The organism is Streptomyces sp. ICC4, assembly GCF_003287915.1.
Lineage (GTDB): Bacteria > Actinomycetota > Actinomycetes > Streptomycetales > Streptomycetaceae > Streptomyces > Streptomyces tritrimontium.
The window spans coordinates 5,897,404-5,917,822 of record NZ_CP030286.1; the positions used below are offsets into that span (position 1 = coordinate 5,897,404).

At 72.0% G+C, this 20,419-nt stretch carries 16 protein-coding genes and 1 pseudogene; 10 read left to right on the forward strand and 7 right to left on the reverse strand.

Translation table 11 applies throughout. From position 1 onward, the window contains the following. Both DRB89_RS27515 and DRB89_RS27520 read left to right on the forward strand, forming a co-directional pair. Complete coding sequence (locus DRB89_RS27515) at positions 1-1,866, forward strand: non-ribosomal peptide synthetase (RefSeq protein WP_112448539.1); 1,866 nt, start codon at positions 1-3, stop codon at positions 1,864-1,866. Continuing rightward, positions 1,856-3,580: a condensation domain-containing protein gene (locus DRB89_RS27520; RefSeq protein WP_112463455.1), complete on the forward strand. Its 1,725-nt coding sequence runs from the start codon at positions 1,856-1,858 to the stop codon at positions 3,578-3,580. Before DRB89_RS27515 ends, DRB89_RS27520 begins: the two co-directional genes overlap by 11 nt. Here DRB89_RS27520 and DRB89_RS27525 read toward each other — a convergent pair. Further along, on the reverse strand, positions 3,492-4,484 hold the full coding sequence (locus DRB89_RS27525; protein WP_112450914.1) for an aldo/keto reductase: 993 nt from the start codon (positions 4,482-4,484) through the stop codon (positions 3,492-3,494). The genes DRB89_RS27520 and DRB89_RS27525 overlap by 89 nt on opposite strands. Positions 4,485-4,584: 100 nt before the next feature. Between DRB89_RS27525 and DRB89_RS27530 the strand changes: the two genes are divergently transcribed. Beyond that, the gene (locus DRB89_RS27530) at positions 4,585-5,634 is read left to right on the forward strand and encodes an LLM class F420-dependent oxidoreductase (RefSeq protein WP_112450915.1); all 1,050 of its coding nucleotides are present in this window, start codon (positions 4,585-4,587) and stop codon (positions 5,632-5,634) included. A gap of 197 nt (positions 5,635-5,831) precedes the next feature. Next, entirely contained in the window at positions 5,832-6,620 is a 789-nt protein-coding gene (locus DRB89_RS27535) for a ferritin-like domain-containing protein (RefSeq protein ID WP_112450916.1), read from the forward strand. A gap of 39 nt (positions 6,621-6,659) precedes the next feature. Here DRB89_RS27535 and corA read toward each other — a convergent pair whose 3' ends face one another. Further along, a complete protein-coding gene (gene corA, locus DRB89_RS27540) occupies positions 6,660-7,625 on the reverse strand; it encodes a magnesium/cobalt transporter CorA (protein WP_239516358.1) in 966 nt (321 codons plus the stop codon). Positions 7,626-7,705: 80 nt separating this feature from the next. Here corA and DRB89_RS27545 point away from each other — a divergent pair, with 80 nt between their 5' ends. The 4 genes from DRB89_RS27545 (at position 7,706) to mshC (ending at position 11,221) form a co-directional block, all read left to right on the forward strand. Then, entirely contained in the window at positions 7,706-8,413 is a 708-nt protein-coding gene (locus tag DRB89_RS27545; RefSeq protein WP_112450918.1) for a histidine phosphatase family protein, read from the forward strand. Positions 8,414-8,490: 77 nt separating this feature from the next. Further along, positions 8,491-9,081 carry a DUF3090 domain-containing protein gene (locus DRB89_RS27550; RefSeq protein WP_112450919.1) on the forward strand — a complete coding sequence of 197 codons (591 nt, stop codon included), beginning with the start codon at positions 8,491-8,493 and terminating at the stop codon, positions 9,079-9,081. Next, positions 9,045-9,881 (forward strand): SCO1664 family protein, encoded by an 837-nt coding sequence (locus DRB89_RS27555; protein WP_112453749.1) that lies wholly within the window; start codon positions 9,045-9,047, stop codon positions 9,879-9,881. Before DRB89_RS27550 ends, DRB89_RS27555 begins: the two co-directional genes overlap by 37 nt. Positions 9,882-9,991: 110 nt before the next feature. After that, a complete protein-coding gene (gene mshC / locus DRB89_RS27560; protein ID WP_112450920.1) occupies positions 9,992-11,221 on the forward strand; it encodes a cysteine--1-D-myo-inosityl 2-amino-2-deoxy-alpha-D-glucopyranoside ligase in 1,230 nt (409 codons plus the stop codon). Between the two features lie 194 nt (positions 11,222-11,415). On the opposite strand, the gene DRB89_RS27565 is transcribed toward mshC, so the two are convergent. From DRB89_RS27565 to DRB89_RS27585, 5 genes are all read right to left on the reverse strand, one after another. Further along, positions 11,416-12,471, reverse strand: a complete 1,056-nt coding sequence (locus DRB89_RS27565; protein ID WP_112450921.1) for a PAC2 family protein — start codon at positions 12,469-12,471, stop codon at positions 11,416-11,418. 127 nt (positions 12,472-12,598) lie between these two features. Further along, positions 12,599-14,206 carry a glycerol-3-phosphate dehydrogenase/oxidase gene (locus tag DRB89_RS27570; protein ID WP_112450922.1) on the reverse strand — a complete coding sequence of 536 codons (1,608 nt, stop codon included), beginning with the start codon at positions 14,204-14,206 and terminating at the stop codon, positions 12,599-12,601. 44 nt (positions 14,207-14,250) lie between these two features. After that, the gene (gene glpK, locus DRB89_RS27575; protein WP_112450923.1) at positions 14,251-15,777 is read right to left on the reverse strand and encodes a glycerol kinase GlpK; all 1,527 of its coding nucleotides are present in this window, start codon (positions 15,775-15,777) and stop codon (positions 14,251-14,253) included. Between the two features lie 77 nt (positions 15,778-15,854). Next, on the reverse strand, positions 15,855-16,637 hold the full coding sequence (locus DRB89_RS27580; protein WP_112450924.1) for an MIP/aquaporin family protein: 783 nt from the start codon (positions 16,635-16,637) through the stop codon (positions 15,855-15,857). A 331-nt stretch (positions 16,638-16,968) separates the two neighbouring features. Next, a complete protein-coding gene (locus DRB89_RS27585; RefSeq protein WP_112450925.1) occupies positions 16,969-17,736 on the reverse strand; it encodes an IclR family transcriptional regulator in 768 nt (255 codons plus the stop codon). Positions 17,737-18,000: 264 nt separating this feature from the next. Between DRB89_RS27585 and DRB89_RS27590 the strand changes: the two are divergent. Both DRB89_RS27590 and DRB89_RS43810 read left to right on the forward strand, forming a co-directional pair. Beyond that, a pseudogene (locus tag DRB89_RS27590) lies at positions 18,001-19,536 on the forward strand (homocysteine S-methyltransferase family protein); the annotation flags it as partial. 165 nt (positions 19,537-19,701) lie between these two features. Continuing rightward, positions 19,702-20,328 (forward strand): ABC transporter ATP-binding protein, encoded by a 627-nt coding sequence (locus DRB89_RS43810; RefSeq protein WP_239516871.1) that lies wholly within the window; start codon positions 19,702-19,704, stop codon positions 20,326-20,328. Positions 20,329-20,419 lie beyond the last annotated feature (91 nt).

Sequence of the window (20,419 nt, forward strand, 5' to 3'; positions counted from 1 at the left end):
ATGACACCCACCACCCCGCAGCCCACCACCCCGCAGCCCATCGACCCGGTGACCGGTGCACCCGTACCGCCGCCGGTGCGGGCGACCACCCTGTCGGCGCTCCTTGCCCGGAACGCCGCACTCACCCCGAACGCACTCGCCGTCGTGGACGGCGACACCACCCTCACCTACGCCGGTCTCCTCGAGGCCGGCCACGCCCTCGCGGCGTACCTGCGCGACCACGGGGTGTCCCGCGGCGACCGGGTCGCGCTGATGACGACACGGTCGGCCCGCACGGTCGTGGCGCAGCTCGGGCTGTGGCTGGCCGGAGCCGTGTGCGTGCCGCTCGACCCCGCCCAGCCCCGGCCGCGCACCGAGGCGATGATCGCCGACGCGGACGTGACGCTCACCGTCGGCGACGGCAAGCTGCTGGACGCGGTCACGCTCCCCGGGCCCGTACTCGCCCTGCCCGAGGAGCCGCTCATGAGCGGCTCGCCGGTCGACGACTCCGACCCGGACAGCCCGGCGTTCATCATGTTCACCTCCGGCTCCACCGGCCGCCCCAAGGGCGTCGCCGTGCCGCACCGTGCCATTGCCGAGCTGGTCACCGCACCCGACTACGTCACCCTCACCGGCCGCGACCGCGTCCTGTTCCACTCGCCCATGACCTTCGACGCCTCGACCTTCGAAGTCTGGGTCGCGCTCGCCAACGGCGCGGCGGTCGTCGTCTGCACCGAGCAGCGGCCCTCCCTGGAGGACCTGGCCCGGCACGTCGAGCGGTACGGCGTGACGGTGGCGTTCTTCACCACCGCCCTCTTCCACCAGCTCGCCGCGCGCCGCTCCCGCGTCTTCACCCAGCTCCGCTCGGTCCTCGTCGGCGGCGAGGCGATGGCCACCGCACCTGCCCGCGAGGTGCTCACCGCCTTCCCCTGGCTGGAGCTCGTCAACGGCTACGGACCGACCGAGACGACCACCTTCGCCACCGCCCACCGGGTCACCGAGCAGGACCTGGAGGGGCCGATACCGATCGGCAGGCCCATCTCCGGGGCCACGGCGCACGTCCTGGACTCCGAGGGCCGCCCGGTGGCCGACGGCGACCGGGGCGAACTGTGGATCGGCGGCAGCAGGCTCGCCCTCGGGTACACGGGCCGGCCCGAACTCACCGCCGAGCGCTTCGTCGAGCATCCCGCCGCCGGCCGGCTCTACCGTACGGGCGACGTCGTCTCCCTCAGGCCCGACGGCATCCTCCGGTTCCACGGCCGCAACGACGACCAGGTGAAGGTCCGCGGCTTCCGCATCGAGCCCGCCGAAGTCGAACACGTCCTGCGCGAGCAGCCGGACGTCGACGACGCCGCCGTGACCGTCGACGGCGCCGGCACCCCCCAGGCGCGCCTCGTCGCGTTCGTCGTCGCCGCGCCCGGCCCGGTGCCCTCCGGCGGAGCGCTGCGCGAGCGTCTCACCGCTGCCCTGCCCGCCCACCTGGTGCCCGACGCGATCACCCTGCTGGGGCGGCTTCCCCTCACCCCGGCCGGCAAGGTCGACCGGCGGGCGCTCACCGGTCGCCCGCACGCGGCCGACAACCGGCCCACCGACGTGCCGGCAGCGGAGATGACACCGCTGGAGCAGGCCGTCGCCGATGTGTGGAGCCAGGCCCTGGAACTCGAAGTCACCAGCGCCGACATCGAGTTCTTCGCCCTCGGCGGCCATTCCCTGCTCGCCCTCGCCGCCACCGAGAACCTCCGCGAGGAACTCGGCGTGGAAATCTCCCTCGCCGAGTTCTTCGCCGCCCCGACCGTCGCCGCGCAGGCCGCGCTGGTCGAACGTGCCCTCCTGGCCGCCCACGGCGACCTCCACCTCGACCTTCCGGAGCACAGCGATGCCCACTGACGCCGACTCCGCGGCACGCGACCGCCAACAGGAACGGCAGGTGGAACTGCTGCGCCTGGCCCGCACCAGAGCCGCCGGGCGCGCGAAGCCCCGTACCGGCACCGGCGCGGCCTCCCGTGAGGACGATCACGCAGCACGCGGCACCGCCCGATCCGGTACCGACCCGCGGGCCGCGAGCGCCCCCCTCTCCCGCGCCCAGCGCCGCATGTGGCTGATGGAGCGGCTCGGCGGCGCGGGCGACTCGTACCACGTACCGTTCGCCACGCGCGTGCGCGGTCCGTTCGACGTGGCCGCGTTCGCCACCGCCGTCACCTCACTGGTGGCCCGGCACGGCATCCTCCGCACCCGCTACACGGAGTGCGAGGGCGAGCCCCTGCAGGAGGTGCTCCCGGCACCGGATGAGGTCCCCGTACCCGTCATCGACACCGACGTGACGCACGCCCCGGGGCTGCTGCGGCGGGAGTCGGCCCGGCCGTTCGACCTCGCGGCCGGCGACGCCGTACGGGCGCTCGTCCTGCGCCACGGCCCGCAGGACCACACGCTGCTCCTGACGTTCCATCACATCGCGGTGGACGGCGCCTCGCTGGAGACCGTGGCCGCCGAACTCGCCGTCTTCTACGCGGCGGCCACCGACGCGGCGGGCCGGCACGAGCTCGCCGCACCGCCGCAGTACGCCGACCACGCGCGCCACGAGCACGAGGGCCTCTCCGGATTCACGGCTGAACTGGACCGCTGGACCGCCCTGTTGGCCGACGCCGCCCCACCGCGCCTGCCCCTGCCGGCGGCGGCCGCGCCGCACACCGGCGCCCGGCCCGCGGCCGTGTGCACCGTGCCCCTCGCGCCCACCGTGCCCGGCGCCCTGCGGGCGCTGGGTGCAGAGCGGCACGCCACGCTCTTCGCGGTGTCGCTGACCGCGGCCTTCGCCGCCCTGCACCGCCTCACCGGCGACGACGACCTCGTCATCGGCGTGGCGGCCACCCACCGCGGCGGAACGGCCATGCGCGGGCTGGTCGGCCTGTGCGTCAACACCCTGCCCGTACGGGTCGACGTCTCGGACGACCCGACCCTCGCCGACCTTCTGCGACGGGTACGCGACGCACTCGTCGAAGCCCAGGGCCGCAGGCACCTCCCCTTCGACCTGGTCCTCGAACGCCTCGGCGCGGGAGCACGCGGCGCTGACGGCACCGCGCTGGTCCAGGTCACCTCCGACGTCCTCGGCGAACCGACGGTCCTCCGCGTGCCGGGTACGTCGGCCGAGTACGTGGACGTACCCACGGACGGCGCGAAGTTCACCCTGTCCTACGGCCTGGGGCTCAGCGACGCCGCACAGCCCGCCGCATTGGTCCAGTACGACGGCAACACGCTGGACGACACCGTGGCGGAGGCCGCCGTACGGGACTACGCGGCCCTGCTCCATACGCTGGCAACCGACCCGGAACTCGCCCTGAGCGAGCTGCCCTTCGCCGCCCCGGGCGTGCCCGGTGCGCGCACCGGGTCCCCGGACCGCACCGACAAGGCCACCACGCAGCCCACCCGGCCCTGGCGCTTATACACATCTGTCTCCGGGGCGGGGGCAGCGGCGGTCGCCGGGTCCTCCGCGGCAGCGGCGTCGGCGGCGGTGTCGCTCACAAGGTGCTCCAGTCCTGATCGGGGTAGCGGTGGACGGGCGCCGAGACGTCGTCCAGTGCTCGGCGGATCTCCTCCGGAAGACTAAGGGCCTCCACCGACAGGGCCGCCCCGAGCTGCGCCGACGTGCGCGCGCCGATGACCGGGGCGGCCACCCCCGGGCGGTCGCGCACCCACGCCAGGGCCACCTGGAGCGGGGTCACCGCCAGGCCGTGGGCGGCCGTCGCCACCGCGTCCACGATCCGGCGCGCCGCCTCGTCCAGGTAAGGCTCCACGAAGGCGGACAGGGTCTCCGAGGCGCCCCGGGAGTCCGCCGGGATGCCGGACCGGTACTTGCCCGTCAGGACGCCCCGGCCGAGGGGGGAGGAGGGGAGGAGGGAGACGCCGAGGTCCAGCGCCGCCGGCAGGACCTCCCGCTCCACGCCCCGCTGGAGCAGGGAGTACTCCATTTGCGTCGACGCCAGCCGGGTCCGTACTCCCGGCGCCGCGAGCTGCCAGGTCGCCGCCTTCGCCAGCTGCCAGCCGCTGAAGTTCGACACGCCCGCGTACCGCGCCCGCCCGCTGCTCACCGCGATGTCCAGCGCCTGGAGGGTCTCCTCCATGGGGGTCCAGGGATCGAAGGCGTGGACCTGCCAGAGATCGACGTAGTCCGTGTCCAGGCGGGCCAGGGAGTCGTCCAGCGCGGCCAGCAGGTGGCCGCGCGAGCCGTCGAATCGGCGGTCCGGGTCCGCGACCCCGCCGGCCTTCGTCGCGATCACCAGGTCCCGCCGCGACACGACGGAACCGATCAATTGTCCGAGGAGGTACTCCGCCTCCCCGCCCCCGTACACGTCGGCGGTGTCGACGAGCGTGCCGCCCGCGTTCCAGAACGTCTTCAACTGCGCGGCCGCTTCCGCCTCGTCCGGTCCGTCCGCCGACCGGCCCCAGGTCAGTGTGCCGAGACCGATCCGGGAGACGCGCAGTCCGGTGCGGCCGAGATGCCTCTGCTCCATGGGCGCTGAGACTACTGGGGCGCTGACGCGGGGCACCCGGGCGCGCTACAGTCCCCGCAGACCTACGTTACTGATGGGTAAACCGGTAAGGGGACGACACATGCGGCTCGGCATCAATCTCGGCTACTGGGGCGCTGGCATGGACGCCGACAACCTCGCCGTCGCGCAGGAGGCCGACCGGCTCGGCTACGACGTCTGCTGGGCCGCGGAGGCCTACGGCTCGGACGCGCCGACCGTCCTGGCCTGGGTCGCCGCCCAGACCGAGCGGATCGACGTCGGCTCGGCGATCCTCCAGATCCCGGCCCGCCAGCCGGCGATGACGGCCATGACGGCCGCCACCCTCGACTCCCTCACCAAGGGCCGCTTCCGGCTCGGCCTCGGCGTCTCCGGACCGCAGGTGTCCGAGGGCTGGTACGGCGTCAAGTTCGACAAGCCGCTCGCCCGGACCCGCGAGTACGTGGAGATCGTCCGCAAGGCGATGAGCCGCGAGCGGCTGTCCTACGAGGGCGAGCACTGGACCCTGCCGCTGCCCGACGGCCCGGGCAAGCCGCTGAAGCTGACCGTGCACCCCGAGCGCGAGCACATCCCGCTCTACATCGCCGCCATCGGGCCCAAGAACCTGGAGCAGACCGGCGAGATCGCCGACGGCGCGCTGCTGATCTTCCCGGCCGCCGAGCACCTGGAGGCCACCGCGCTCACGCACATCCGGGCGGGCCGCGAGAAGGCCGGGCTGACGATGGACGGCTTCGACGTCTGCCCGACCGTGCCGCTGGCCCTCGGCGACGACGTGAACGCGCTCGCCGACATGTTCCGCCCGTACACCGCCCTGTACGTGGGCGGCATGGGCAGCCGGAAGCAGAACTTCTACAACCAGCTCGCCCGGCGCATGGGCTACGAGAAGGAAGCCGCCGAGGTCCAGGACAAGTACCTGTCGGGCGACAAGCAGGGCGCGGCCGCCGCGATCCCGCACTCGCTGATCGACTCCACCACCCTGCTGGGGCCGGTCGAGCGCATCGCGGACGGGATGCGGGCCTACGCGGAGGCCGGGGTCACCACCCTGACGCTCGCCCCCGCCGGATTCACCCTGGAGGAGCGGATCGCCGCCCTGCGGGCCGGCACCGAGGCCATGGAGCGTGCGGGCCTCGCCTGACCGGTCCCCTTCCGGTGACGGGTTCTGCGGCCGTGGTGGGGGCTCGGGGGGTCTTCCCCGCCACGGCCGACACAGCCAACAACGCGCGGCGGGCCCGCGGGGTTACGCCCCCGGGCCCACCGGTCGGGGTCGTTCATTCGGGCGAGTCGGGGGCGCACCCGGTTGCCCGGCCCGCGAATCGGCTTTTGACTCGACGTATGCTCTCTGCGCGCAGCCTGTTCCAGGAGATCGTCGAGGACGACGGGTCCTTCCAGCTGTTCTGCTCCATCGCCGCCGGCGGCGAGTCCCAGGGCGGCTGGGAGAACGCCCGGATCGCGGCCCTGGTCCCCGACTCCATGCGCGACCTCGCGCCCAAGATCACCCGGCACGGGGCCGACGAGGACAAGCACGGCCGGATCTTCAACGCGCTGCTCCGCAAGCGCGGCCTGGCCCCCGTCCCCGTCCCGCCCGAGACCGACTACACGATGCTGCTGGAGCGCCGCGGCATCGGGCTGAGCCACGAGAAGCTGCGCGGCGAGCGGGCCCTGAGCGAGGAGGACATCGTCGTCTACCTCTCCCACAGCCGGGTCACCGAACAGCGCGCCGCCGACCAGATGATCATGCTGGTCCGGTACTTCGGGGACCACCCCGAGCTCGGCAAGGCCATCCGCATGATCGGTGCGGACGAGGACAACCACCTGGCGTACTGCCACGAGGAACTGCTCCGCCTCGCCCGCGCCGGCCACGGCCGCACCATCCACCGGGTGCTGCGCGAGTGCGCGCTCGCCGAGATCGGCGTGTACCGGGACGTGAGCCTCGCCGTCATGGGCCGCATGGGGCGCCTGCTGGGCTGGCCCGCGCCGAAGGCGGCCGCGCTCGCCGCCGGGATCCGCGGGATGTACGCGTACGAGCGGTTCAGCGGCTGGCACCGGATGGTGGACCTGCGCCGGCCGGAGCGCGGCGACCCGCTGGGCGGTCCCGCCACGACCGCGCCCGAGTTCGCGTAGTGCCCGCAACGGGCCCGCCGCCCCGCCGCGGCGGCCCCCTCAGAGCCAGCCGCGCCGCTTGAACATCCGGTGCAGGCCCAGGCACAGGCCCAGCATCACCGCGACGACCGCCGGATAGCCCCACCGGTGCCTGAGCTCCGGCATGTGGTCGAAGTTCATCCCGTAGATCCCCGCCACCATGGTCGGGACCGCCGCCATGGCCGCCCAGGCCGAGATCTTGCGCATGTCGTCGTTCTGCCGGACGCCCATTTGCGCCAGGTGCGCGGCCAGCGCGTCCGAGAGCAGCCGGTCCAGGCCCTCGATGTACTCGTTCGCCTTGGTCAGGTGGTCGGCGACGTCACGGAAGAACGGCTGGGCGTGCTCGTGCACGAACGGCACGTCCCCGAAGGCGAGCCGGTCCATCGGCTGCAGCAGCGGGCTGGTGGCCCGGCGGAACTCCAGGACCTGCCGCTTGAAGGAGTAGATCCGCGCCGCGGTGTTCTTGGTGTCCGCGGAGTTCGGCGAGAACACCTCCGCCTCCAGCTCCTCCAGGTCCGCCTGGAGCTCGGCGGCCACCTCGATGTAGTGGTCCACCACCGCGTCCGAGACCGCGTACAGCACCGCCGTCGGACCGTGCCTCAGCACCTCGGGATCCTGCTCCAGCCGGTGGCGCACCGCGGCCAGCGCGGCCCCCTCGCCGTGCCGGACCGTGACCACGAAGGAGTCGCCGATGAAGACCATCAGCTCGCCCGTGGTCACCCGGTCCGCGTCGTCGTCGTACAGCACCGGCTTGAGGACCACGAAGAGCGAATCGTCGTAGACCTCCAGCTTCGGCCGCTGGTGGGCGGTCAGCGCGTCCTCCACCGCCAGCGGGTGCAGCCCGAACTCCTGGCTGACGTGCTCGAATTCCTTCTCCGTCGGCTCGTGCATGCCGACCCAGAGGAAGGCGTCGCCGGTGGCCCGCGCCTGGTCCAGGGCATCCGAGAAGTCCTCGGGCGCCTCGGAGCGGCGGCCGTTCCGGTACATCGCGCAGTCCACTATCACCCGGGCATTGTTCCCTGCCCGGAGCCCGCCCGCACACCGGCCGGGCCGCATAGGGTGACCGCATGGCCACGCTGATCCTCGTACGACACGGGCGGTCCACCGCCAACACCGCAGGGCTCCTCGCCGGCTGGACCCCGGGAGTGGGCCTGGACGAACACGGCGCCGGGCAGGCCGCGGCGCTGCCCGGCCGCCTCGCCGGCGTCCCGCTCGCCGCCGCCGTCACCAGCCCGCTGCAGCGGTGCGCCGAAACCCTGGCCCCGCTCCTCGCCGACCGGCCCGGACTCGCGCTCCACACCGACGAGCGGATCGGCGAGTGCCACTACGGAGACTGGTCGGGCCGCAAACTCTCCGAGCTGTCCGAAGAACCGCTGATGCGCATCGTCCAGCAGCACCCCTCGGCCGCCGCCTTCCCCGGCGGCGAGTCCATGCGGGCCATGCAGACCCGCGCCGTGGACTGCGTGCGCGAGTGGAACGCGCGGATCGACGAGGAGCACGGCAGCGACGCCGTCTTCCTGATGTGCTCGCACGGCGACATCATCAAGTCGATCGTCGCCGACGCCCTCGGCATGCACCTGGACCTCTTCCAGCGGATCCACGTGGACCCCTGCTCGGTCACCGCGATCCGCTACACGCCCACCCGGCCGTTCCTGCTCCGGCTCGGCGACACCGGGGACTTCGCCTCGTTCGCGCCCCGCGAAACGGCGGCGCCGGACAAAGGGGCCGAAGACGGCGGCGACGCGGTCGTGGGGGGCGGCGCGGGCGCGGTGTGATCGAACGGAGCAGTAGGGTGGACGGGCCAACACATGGGCGCAGCCCTGCCCCTGCTGCCGAGACTTGGAGACTGGACGTGCCCCGTCAGGTGTTCCTCTACGACCCGCCGGACCGCTTCGTGGCCGGCACGGTCGGTCTGCCTGGCCGCCGTACCTTCTTCCTCCAGGCCTCCACCGGCCCCCGCGTCACCAGCGTCTCCCTGGAGAAGACCCAGGTCGCGGCGCTCGCCGAGCGGATGGACGAACTGCTGGACGAGGTCGTACGGCGCACCGGGGGCAATGCCCCCGTCCCGGCCGTCGCCCCCGCCGAGGCCACCGACACGGCACCCCTGGACGTCCCCGTCGACGAGGAGTTCCGCGTCGGCACCATGGCCCTGGCCTGGGACGGCGAGGACCAGCGCATGATCGTCGAAGCGCAGGCCCTCGTGGAGCTCGACGCGGACTCCGAGGAGGACCTCGCCGAGGCCGAGGAACGGCTGCTCCAGGACGAGGAGAACGGCCCGCCGATGCTGCGCGTGCGGCTCACCGGCGCCCAGGCCCGGGCGTTCACCAAGCGCGCCCTGGACGTGGTCAACGCCGGCCGGCCGCCGTGCCCGCTGTGCAGCCTGCCGCTCGACCCGGAGGGGCACGTCTGCCCCCGCCAGAACGGCTACCGGCGCCAGGCGTGAACGCCACGGGGGAGCTCGAAGCGCTGCTGGCCCACGGGGAGCTCACGGTCGTCGGCCGGATCCGCGAGGCGTCCAACGCCGTCCTGCGGTGCACCGTCACCCACGAGGGCGTGAGCGCCGACTGCGTGTACAAACCGGTCAAGGGCGAGCGCCCGCTGTGGGACTTCCCCGACGGCAACCTCGCCCGGCGCGAGGTCGCCGCCTACCTGATCTCCGAGGCCACCGGCTGGGGGCTGGTCCCCCCGACCGTGCTGCGCGAGGGACCGTACGGCGAGGGCATGGTCCAGCAGTGGATCGACACCGGGGAGTCCCCGGAGGCCGGCCTGCTCGCGCTCGTGGAGGGCGAGGAAGCCGGGGACGGCTGGCGACCCGTCGCCTTCGCCGAGGTCGGGGAGGGCCGCACCGCGCTCCTCGTCCACGCCGACGACGAACGCCTGCGCCGCCTCTCCGTCCTCGACGCCGTGATCAACAACGGCGACCGCAAGGGCGGCCACCTGCTCCCCGCGCCCGACGGCCGGCTCTACGGCATCGACCACGGAGTGACCTTCCACACCGAGGACAAGCTGCGCACCCTGCTGTGGGGCTGGGCCGGCGAGCCGCTGACCGGGGAGGCACGCTCCGTGCTGGGCGACCTGGAGGCCGCGCTGACCCCTGGAGAGCCCCTCGCCACCCGGCTGGCCGAACTGGTCACCACGGCCGAGCTGGCCGCCGTACGGGGCCGGGTGGACCTCCTGCTGCGCACCGGGACGCACCCGCAGCCCTCCGGGCAGTGGCCCGCGATCCCGTGGCCGCCGGTCTGATCCCGACCGTCCCCGTACACATAGAACCGGCCATGGCGCAAGAGTGCCGATCAGGACAACAGTGCAGGTCCGGTTCGTTTTCGGAACACCCGTCCGGTTACGCTCGACGCATGCATGCCTGGCCCGCTTCTGAGGTCCCCGCCCTGCCTGGCAAGGGCCGCGACCTCCAGATCCACGACACCGCGACCCAAGGGACGATCACCCTCGCCCCCGGTCCCGTCGCCCGTATCTACGTGTGCGGGATCACCCCGTACGACGCGACCCACATCGGGCACGCGGCGACCTACAACGCGTTCGACCTCGTGCAGCGCGTGTGGCTCGACACCAAGCGGCAGGTCATCTACGTCCAGAACGTCACGGACGTCGACGATCCACTGCTGGAGCGGGCGCTGCGCGACAACCAGGACTGGACCGAGCTGGCCGAGCGCGAGACCGCGCTCTTCCGCGAGGACATGACCGCCCTGCGGATGCTGCCCCCGCAGCACTACATCGGCGCCGTCGAGGCCATACCCGGCATCGTGCCGCTGGTCGAGCGGCTGCGGGACGCGGGCGCCGCCTACGAGCTCGACGGCGACGTCTACTTCTCCGTCGAGTCCGACCCGAACTTCGGCAAGGTCTCCAACCTGGACGCCGAGGCCATGCGCCTGCTCTCCGCCGAGCGGGGCGGCGACCCCGAGCGCGTGGGCAAGAAGAACCCCCTCGACCCGATGCTGTGGATGGCCGCGCGTCCGGGCGAGCCCAGCTGGGACGGCGGCTCGCTGGGCCGCGGCCGCCCCGGCTGGCACATCGAGTGCGTCGCCATCGCCCTCGACCACCTCGGGATGACCTTCGACATCCAGGGCGGCGGCTCCGACCTCGCCTTCCCGCACCACGAGATGGGCGCCTCGCACGCCCAGGTGCTGACGGGCGAGTTCCCGATGGCCAAGGCGTACGTACACGCCGGCATGGTCGCGCTGCACGGAGCGAAGATGTCGAAGTCCAAGGGCAACCTGGTCTTCGTGTCCGCCCTGCGGCGGGCCGGGGTGGACCCGGCGGCCATCCGCCTGGCCCTGCTCTCCCACCACTACCGCGCCGACTGGGAGTGGACGGACGCCGTCCTCGCCGAGGCCGTCGCCCGCCTGGAGCGCTGGCGCGCCGCCGTCTCCCGCCCGGACGGCATCGCGGCCGACGCCCTGGTCGAGGAGGTCCGCGAGGCCCTCGCCAACGACCTGGACGCCCCCGCGGCCCTGGCGGCCGTGGACCGCTGGGTCGAGCTCCAGATCGCCACGGACGGCGACGACGAGTCGGCCCCCGGCCTGGTCTCCCGCACGGTCGACGCCCTCCTCGGCGTGGCCCTGTAGCCCGCGCCGCCCGGACAGCACCGAAGCGCGCCCCGGCACCCGCCGGGGCGCGCTTCGCGCATCACCGCTTCGGTGCGGGCAGGTGGGCAGCACGTCGGCCACGGTTCACCGGCCGGCCACAGCAGGGGCCCGCCCACCGAGCTGTCGTGCACGGTGGGCGAACCCGGGCTCGGGTGCAGCCGGGTCGCGGTGGTTCAGGCCTCCGGCGGGGCTTCGTCCCCGTCCGCGGCCGAGGTTCCGTCAGCGGTCGCCGGCCCGTCCGCGTTCGCAGGCCCTTCCGCGGCCGCCGGCCCGTCCGCGGAAGGCGGTTCGGGCTCCGGCCCGGGCTTGCGCTTCGGCGGGCGGGTCAGGCCGCTGGAGGTGTCGCGGAGGTACGAACCGTCGCCGGGCTCCGGCGACGGACCCGCCGCCGGATCGCGGCGCCGCAGGTACCGCTCGAACTCCCGGGCGATCGCGTCGCCCGAGGCCTCCGGCAGATCGGCCGTGTCACGGGCCTCCTCCAGCGTCTGGACGTACTCCGCCACCTCGCTGTCCTCGGCCGCCAGTTGGTCCACGCCCACCTGCCACGCCCGCGCGTCCTCGGGGAGTTCGCCCAGCGGGATCCGGATGTCGATCAGATCCTCCAGCCGGTTGAGCAGCGCCAGGGTCGCCTTCGGGTTCGGCGGCTGGGACACGTAGTGCGGCACCGCCGCCCACAAGGACACCGCCGGCACCCCGGCATGGGTGCAGGCCTCCTGCAGGATCCCCACGATCCCGGTCGGGCCCTCGTACTTCGTCTCCTCCAGGTCCATCGTCCGCGCCAGATCGGCGTCCGACGTCACCCCGCTGACCGGCACCGGCCGGGTGTGCGGGGTGTCGCCCAGCAGCGCCCCCAGGATCACGACCATCTCCACGCCCAGCTCATGGGCGAAGCCGAGGATCTCGTTGCAGAACGACCGCCACCGCATGGACGGTTCGATCCCCCGCACGAGCACCAGGTCGCGCGGCTTGGCGCCGCCGATCCTGACGACCGACAGCCGGGTCGTCGGCCACGTGATCTTCCGTACCCCGTTGTCCAGCCACACCGTCGGCCGGTTGACCTGGAAATCGTAGTAGTCCTCGGCGTCCAGAGCCGCGAAGACCTCGCCCTTCCACTCCCGGTCCAAGTGTGCGACCGCACCGGAGGCCGCGTCACCCGCGTCGTTCCAGCCCTCGAACGCGGCCACCATGACCGGGTCGATCAGCTCGGGCACGCCCTCAAGCTCGATCACCCAGGTCTCCTTCCGAAGTTCCCTTGCGTACGTGGGTCAGCCTAAGCCTTGATGCGACGCCAGCCACAGCCCACGACAGAGGGGCGGTTCCCCTCGGAACCGCCCCTCTGCCCGCCCGCGGACGCGGTTAAGCCTTATCGGCCAGCATCTCCTCGACCCGGCCGCGCACTTCCGCGGTGTCCAGACCGCGGACCGTGACCGTCGTACGGCGGCGCAGCACGTCCTCGGCCGTCTCGGCCCACTCGTTGTCCCGGGCGTAGGCCACCTGCGCCCAGATCTCCGGACCGTCCGGGTGGATCCGCTCGGCCAGCGCCGGGTCCTCGTTCGCGAGCCGCGCGATGTCGAAGGCCAGCGAGCCGTAGTGCGAAGCCAGGTGGCGGGCGGTCAGCGGGTCCATCCGGGAGCCCGGCTCGCGGTCCACGAGCAGCCGGTGCGCCACCGCGTTCGGGTTGGCGACACCGGGCAGCGCGATCCGTCGTACGAGGGACTTCACCGGCTCCATGTCCTCGGTCAGCGGGCTGCCGGGGAGCTTGGCCAGCTTGTCCATGACCACGCGGCCGATGTGCCGGTACGTGGTCCACTTGCCGCCGGCCACCGACAGCATGCCGCCCGCGCCCTCGGAGACGACCGTCTCGCGCTTGGCCTTCTCCACGCCGCCGGGGCCGCCGGGCAGCACCCGCAGGCCCGCGAAGGCGTACGTCATCAGCGAGCGGTCCAGATCGGCGTCCTTCACCGAGAAGGCCGCCTCGTCCAGGATCTGCTGGATGTCGGCCTCGGTGGCCCGCACGTCCGCCGGATCGCCCTCGTACACCTCGTCCGTGGTGCCCAGCAGCAGCTGGTCCTCCCACGGCAGGGCGAACGTGATGCGGTACTTGTCGATCGGGGTGGCCATCGCGGCCTTCCACGGCGACTTGCGCTTCATCACGATGTGCGCGCCCTTGGACAGCCGGATGGACGGCATCGAGTGCTTGTCCTCCATGCGCCGCAGGTGGTCCACCCACGGACCGGTGGCGTTGAGCACCACGCGTGCGTCCACGCCGAACTCGGTGCCGTCGAGGCGGTCCTTGAGCTCGGCGCCGGAGACCCGGCCGCGCGTCATGCGCAGCCCGGTGACCTCGGCGTGGTTGAGGACGACGGCGCCGGACTCGACGGCCGCGCGGACCGTCATCACGGCGACGCGGGAGTCGTTCATCTGGTGGTCGTAGTAGACGGCGACGGCCTTGAGGTCGTCCGTCTTCAGACCCGGGTTGTCGGCGGCGGCACGGGCCGGCGAGATGATCTTGCCCATGCCGTCGCCGAAGCCGGAGAGCGCCGAGTACGCGAACACGCCCGCGCCCAGCTTCGCCGCGCCGACCGGCCCGCCCTTGTACACGGGCAGGTAGAAGGTGAGCGGGTTGACCAGGTGCGGGGCCACGTCCTTGGCCAGCACCCGGCGCTCGTGGTGGTTCTCCGCGACCAGCTTGACCGAACCGGTCTGCAGGTAGCGCAGACCCCCGTGGACGAGCTTGGAAGAGGCGGAGGAAGTGGCGCCGGCGAAGTCGCCGGCGTCCACCATCGCGACCCGCAGACCAGACTGCGCGGCGTGCCAGGCCACCGAGGTGCCCAGGATTCCACCGCCGATGACCAGCAGGTCGTACGTGGCCTTCGCCAGCTGCTCACGGGTCTCGGCGCGGCTCGGGTTCGAACCGGCGGTCGGGTGCGTACCCAGGGTGGGAACGCTCTGCAGGGTGCTCATGTCCGTTGACTCCTACTTACTCGTCGATTGCGCCGGCCGTGCGGTCAGCTGGCGTCTTCGTCGTCGATCCAGCCCATGGACCGCTCGACGGCCTTGAGCCAGCTCTTGTACTCGCGCTCCCGCTGCTCGGCGGGCATCCGCGGGGTCCACTCCGCCGCACGGCGCCAGTTGGCGCGCAGGGCGTCGGTGTCCGGCCAGAAGCCGACGGCCAGGCCGGCGGCGTAGGCGGCGCCGAGGCAGGTGGTCTCGGCGACCATCGGGCGCACCACGGGGGCGTCCACGAAGTCGGAGAGCGTCTGCATCAGCAGGTTGTTGGAGGTCATGCCGCCGTCGACCTTCAGGGCCGCGAGCTCGACGCCCGAGTCCTTGGTCATGGCGTCGGTGATCTCGCGGGTCTGCCAGGCGGTGGCCTCCAGGACGGCACGGGCGATGTGCGCCTTGGTGACGTACCGGGTGAGGCCGGCGATCACACCGCGGGCGTCGGAGCGCCAGTACGGGGCGAACAGGCCGGAGAAGGCCGGCACGAAGTACGCGCCGCCGTTGTCCTCGACGGAGGAGGCCAGGGTCTCGATCTCGGCCGCGGTCTTGATCATGCCCATCTGGTCGCGCATCCACTGGACGAGCGAGCCGGTGACGGCGATGGAGCCCTCCAGCGCGTAGACCGGCTGCTGGTCGCCGATCTGGTAGCCGACCGTGGTCAGCAGGCCGCTGTAGGAGTTGATGATCTTGTCGCCGGTGTTCATCAGCATGAACGTTCCGGTGCCGTACGTGGACTTCGCCTCGCCCTCGGCGAAACAGGTCTGGCCGAACAGCGCGGCCTGCTGGTCGCCGAGCGCCGAGGCGACCGGGACGCCCGCCAGGACGCCGTCCTTGACGTGGCCGTAGACCTCGGCGGAGGACTTGATCTCCGGGAGGACGTTGAGGGGCACGCCCATGGACTCGGCGATCTTCTCGTCCCAGGCCAGGGTGTGCAGGTTCATCAGCATGGTGCGCGAGGCGTTCGTGACGTCGGTGACGTGCACACCGCCCTGGGGGCCGCCGGTCAGGTTCCAGATGACCCAGGAGTCCATGGTGCCGAAGAGGATGTCCCCGGCCTCGGCGCGCTCGCGCAGGCCCTCGACGTTGTCGAGCAGCCAGCGGACCTTGGGGCCGGCGAAGTAGCTCGCCAGCGGCAGGCCGGTCTCGCGGCGGAAGCGGTCCTGGCCGACGTTGCGGCCGAGCTCCTTGCACAGGGCGTCGGTGCGGGTGTCCTGCCAGACCAGCGCGTTGTGGACCGGCTCGCCGGTGTTCTTGTCCCACAGCAGGGTGGTCTCGCGCTGGTTGGTGATGCCGACGGCCTTGACGTCCGCGGCCGTGATCTCCGCCTTGGCGATGGCCCCGGCGACGACCTCCTGGACGTTGGTCCAGATCTCGGCGGCGTCGTGCTCGACCCAGCCCGGCTTCGGGAAGATCTGCTCGTGCTCCTTCTGGTCGACGGCGACGATGCGGCCGTCGCGGTCGAAGACGATGCAGCGGGAGGAGGTGGTGCCCTGGTCGATCGCGGCGATGAAGGGGCCGGTGCTGGTGGTCATGGTGGCTGCTCCTGGCAGGTGTCGAAGTAGGCGGAATCAGAATGGCGGTGCGGGTGGTGCCGTGGTGCCGATGCTGATCAGGCGAACGCGATGTTGTACAGACCGCCGGCGAGAGCGGCACCCGCGAGGGGGCCGAGAACCGGGATCCAGGAGTAGCTCCAGTCCGAGCCGCCCTTGTTGGGCAGCGGCAGCAGGGAGTGGACGATGCGCGGGCCGAGGTCGCGGACCGGGTTGATGGCGTAGCCGGTCGGGCCGCCCAGCGAGAGGCCGATGCCGACGACCACGAACGAGGTGATCAGGACGCCGATGACGCCGAGGCCCTTGCCGTCGTCCTGCAGTCCCTGGGTCAGGATCGCCAGGACCAGGACGGCGGTGCCGATGATCTCGGTGGTGAGGTTCTGGACGACGTTGCGGATCTCGGGGCCCGTGGAGAAGATGCCGAGCACCGGGCCGGCCACGTCGTGCGGGTGCGGGTCCTCGGGGCCGAGCTTGGCGTCGCGGATGTGCTCCGGGTCGGCCAGGTGCGCCTGGAACTGGCCGTAGTAGGCCAGCCACATCAGGACCGAGCCGATCATCGCGCCGAGCAGCTGGCCGGCGAAGTAGACCGGCACGTCGCCCCAGGCGCCGTCCTTGACGGCGATGCCGACGGTGACCGCCGGGTTGAGGTGCGCCCCGGAGAGCGGTGCGGAGACGTAGGCGGCGATCAGTACGGCGAAACCCCAGCCGAAGGTGATCGAGAGCCAGCCGGCGCCGCGGGCCTTGGAGCTCTTGAGCGTCAGCGCGGCGCACACGCCGCCGCCGAGCAGGGTGAGCAGGGCGGTACCGATGGTCTCGCCGATGAAGATGTCGGAGCTGGACACCCGCGACTCCTTTGTCGTTCAGGGGTGGTCGACCGCCGGGTCCCTCCGGCGGCCCACGCACTCGGTGAGTGCTGCACCGGTCCTTGGCCTTGCCACACCCTAACGCGTATTGCCGGTAGGTGTTCGGCAATGCCGACCGATGAACGGCAGTTTTCCGCCCAGGTGAACGGGGCGTCAAGAGTTGGCCAGGCCAATGAGCCGGATCGTTACCAGCCGGTGTGATCGCCCAAAACCGGCCATGAGGTGATCACTAAACGCCAAAAACCACCCAAACGCCGCATGGAAACGGCCTCTGGGTGGTCAAGATGGGGCAATGCAGGTCAGGGCAAGCTCAGAACCGGCCCGCCCCGAGGTCGCGCGAAACCGACCGTGCGCAGTCCCGTACGGACGCCACCAGGGTGGCCCGGGGCTCTCCGGAGTCCCCGCACACCCGCTCCACGGCCCCCGCGACGGCCACCGCGCCGACCGGCATCCTGCGCCGGTCGTGGATGGGCGCCGCCACCGAGGCGACCCCGTCCCAGGTCTCCTCGATGTCGCCGGCCCAGCCGCGCGCCCGGGTCAGCTCCAGGACCGCCTCGAAGGCGGCCCCCTCGGTGACCGTGCGGGGCGTGAACGCCTCCCGCTCCACTTCCAGCACCTGCGTGTGCGCCACCGGGTCGTACGCCGACAGGACCTTGCCCAGGGCCGTGGAGTGCAGCGGCTGCATGGCCCCCACCTCCAGCACCTGGCGGCTGTCGTCCGGCCGGAACACGTGGTGCATGATCAGCACCCCGCTCTTGTGGAGCACCCCCACGTACACGCTCTCCCCGCTGGCGCGGGCCAGGTCGTCCGTCCAGACCAGGGCGCGCGCCCGCAGCTCGTGGACGTCCAGGTAGCTGTTGCCCAGGCGCAGCAGCTCCGCGCCCAGCTGGTAGCGCCCGGAGGCCGGGTCCTGCTCGACGAAGCCCTCGGCCTGCAGCGTGCGCAGGATCCCGTGCGCCGTGCCCTTGGCCAGGCCCAGGGAAGAGGCCACGTCCGAAAGCCCCAGCCGGCGCTCGCCGCCCGCCAGGAGCCGCAGCATCGCAGCGGCTCGTTCGAGCGACTGGATGTTCCGTGCCATCGCGCAGCCTCCTGCTGACGTAGTTCGACAATGCTGAACACTATCGGTCGATGCCGACTTCATGCATGCCGGAAGGTTCACCGTGACCGCGTCGGCCCAGGATGCCCCCGTCCGAAAGCCGCCGTCCCCCTCGCGCACAGAATGCAGTCCGCCACGTGGGACAGCCTCACCGGGGCCGGTTCCGCGCGGTTACCCTGGCCGCGTGCACCCTTGACACAGAGGGGGTGCAAAGCCGACAGCCGTCGCATCCCAGGGAGCACAACCATGGCCTCGTTGCCGAACCCGCCCGCAGACACCCAGACCCGGGCCGACGCCCTCCGCCAGGCACTGGCGACCCGCGTGGTGGTGGCCGACGGGGCGATGGGGACGATGCTGCAGGCGCAGGATCCGACGATGGAGGATTTCGAGCAGCTCGAGGGCTGTAACGAGATCTTGAACGTGACGCGTCCGGACATCGTGGCGAATGTGCACCGGGAGTACTTCGCGGTGGGTGTCGACTGTGTGGAGACGAACACGTTCGGCACGAACTACGCGGCCCTCGCCGAATATGACATCGCCGGGCGCAACCACGAGCTGTCCGTGGCCGGCGCCCGCATCGCCCGCGAGGTCGCCGACGAGTTCACCGCCACGACCGGGCAGCAGCGCTGGGTCCTGGGCTCCATGGGCCCCGGCACCAAGCTCCCCACCCTGGGTCACATCGACTACGCGACCATCCGCGACGCCTACCAGATCAACGCCGAGGGCCTGATCATCGGCGGCGCCGACGCACTGCTCGTGGAGACCACCCAGGACCTCCTGCAGACCAAGTCCTCGATCGTCGGCGCCCGCCGCGCGATGGAGGCGCTGGGTGTCTCCGTTCCGCTGATCTGCTCGGTGACGGTGGAGACGACCGGCACGATGCTGCTGGGCTCGGAGATCGGTGCGGCGCTCACGGCGCTGGAGCCGCTCGGCATCGACATGATCGGTCTGAACTGCGCGACGGGTCCGGCGGAGATGAGCGAGCACCTTCGCTACCTCGCCCGGAACTCACGCATCCCGCTCTCCTGCATGCCCAACGCCGGCCTGCCCGTCCTGGGCAAGAACGGCGCGCACTACCCGCTCTCCGCAGCCGAGCTGGCCGACGCCCAGGAGACCTTCGTCCGCGAGTACGGGCTGTCCCTGGTGGGTGGCTGCTGCGGAACCACCCCCGAACACCTGCGCCAGGTCGTCGAGCGGGTCCGCGACCTGACCCCGGCCGTCCGCGACCCCCGCCCCGAGCCGGGTGCTTCCTCGCTGTATCAGACGGTCCCGTTCCGGCAGGACATCTCGTACATGGCGATCGGCGAACGCACGAACGCCAACGGGTCGAAGAAGTTCCGCGAGGCCATGCTGGAGGCCCGTTGGGACGACTGCGTGGAAATGGTCCGCGATCAGATCCGCGAGGGCGCGCACATGCTCGACCTGTGCGTGGACTACGTCGGGCGCGACGGCGTCGCCGACATGCGCGAGCTCGCCGGCCGCTTCGCGACCGCCTCCACCCTGCCGATCGTCCTGGACTCCACCGAGCTCCCCGTCCTCCAGGCCGGCCTGGAGAAGATCGGCGGCCGCGCCGTCCTCAACTCGGTGAACTACGAGGACGGCGACGGGCCCGACTCCCGCTTCGCCAAGGTCACCCGCCTCGCCCGGGAACACGGCGCCGCGCTGATCGCGCTGACCATCGACGAGGAGGGCCAGGCCCGCACCGTCGAGCACAAGGTCGCCATCGCCGAGCGCCTCATCGAGGACCTGACGGGCAACTGGGGAATCCACGAGTCGGACATCCCCCCCACGCCTGTCCCGCAGGTCCCGGACACCCGTGTCCCGACCGTCATCGCGGACGACGTGCACGTGATCTACAAGGTGCACGGCACCGGCGGCCGCAAGGGCGGCGCCACCGCGGCCCTGAGTCGGATCTTCTCCCGCAAGCCCGCCCCCGGCATCCGCGAGGTGCACGCCGTCAAGGGTGTCAGCTTCACCGCGTACAAGGGCGAGGCCATCGGCCTGATCGGCACCAACGGCTCCGGCAAGTCCACCCTGCTGTCCGCCATCGCCGGCCTCCAGCCGGTCGCGCGCGGCCGGATCTTCTCGCACGGCCAGCCGTCCCTGCTCGGCGTGAACGCCGCGCTGATGAACGACCTGACCGGCGAGCGCAACGTCGTCCTCGGCGGCCTCGCGATGGGCATGACCAAGCAGCAGATCCGCGAGCGCTACCAGGGCATCGTCGACTTCTCCGGGATCAACGAGAAGGGCGACTTCATCTCGCTTCCCATGCGGACCTACTCCTCCGGCATGGGCGCCCGGCTGCGCTTCTCCATCGCCGCCGCCAAGGACCACGACGTCCTGATGATCGACGAGGCCCTGGCCACGGGCGACGCCGCCTTCCAGCGGCGCAGCCAGGCCCGCATCGAGGAGCTCCGCGAACAGGCCGGCACCGTCTTCCTCGTCAGCCACGGCATCGGCACCGTCCGCGAGACCTGCGACCGCGCGATCTGGCTGGAATCGGGCGTCCTGCGCATGGACGGCCCCGCGGACGAGGTCTGCGACGCGTACGAGGAATTCACCAACAGCCGCTGACACATCCGGCCACCTTTCAGCCCCGCCGGCGTTTGAGGCGCGGGGGTCCGGGGGCAGCGCGCCCGGCAACGGCGCCGCACCCGCCCACGAC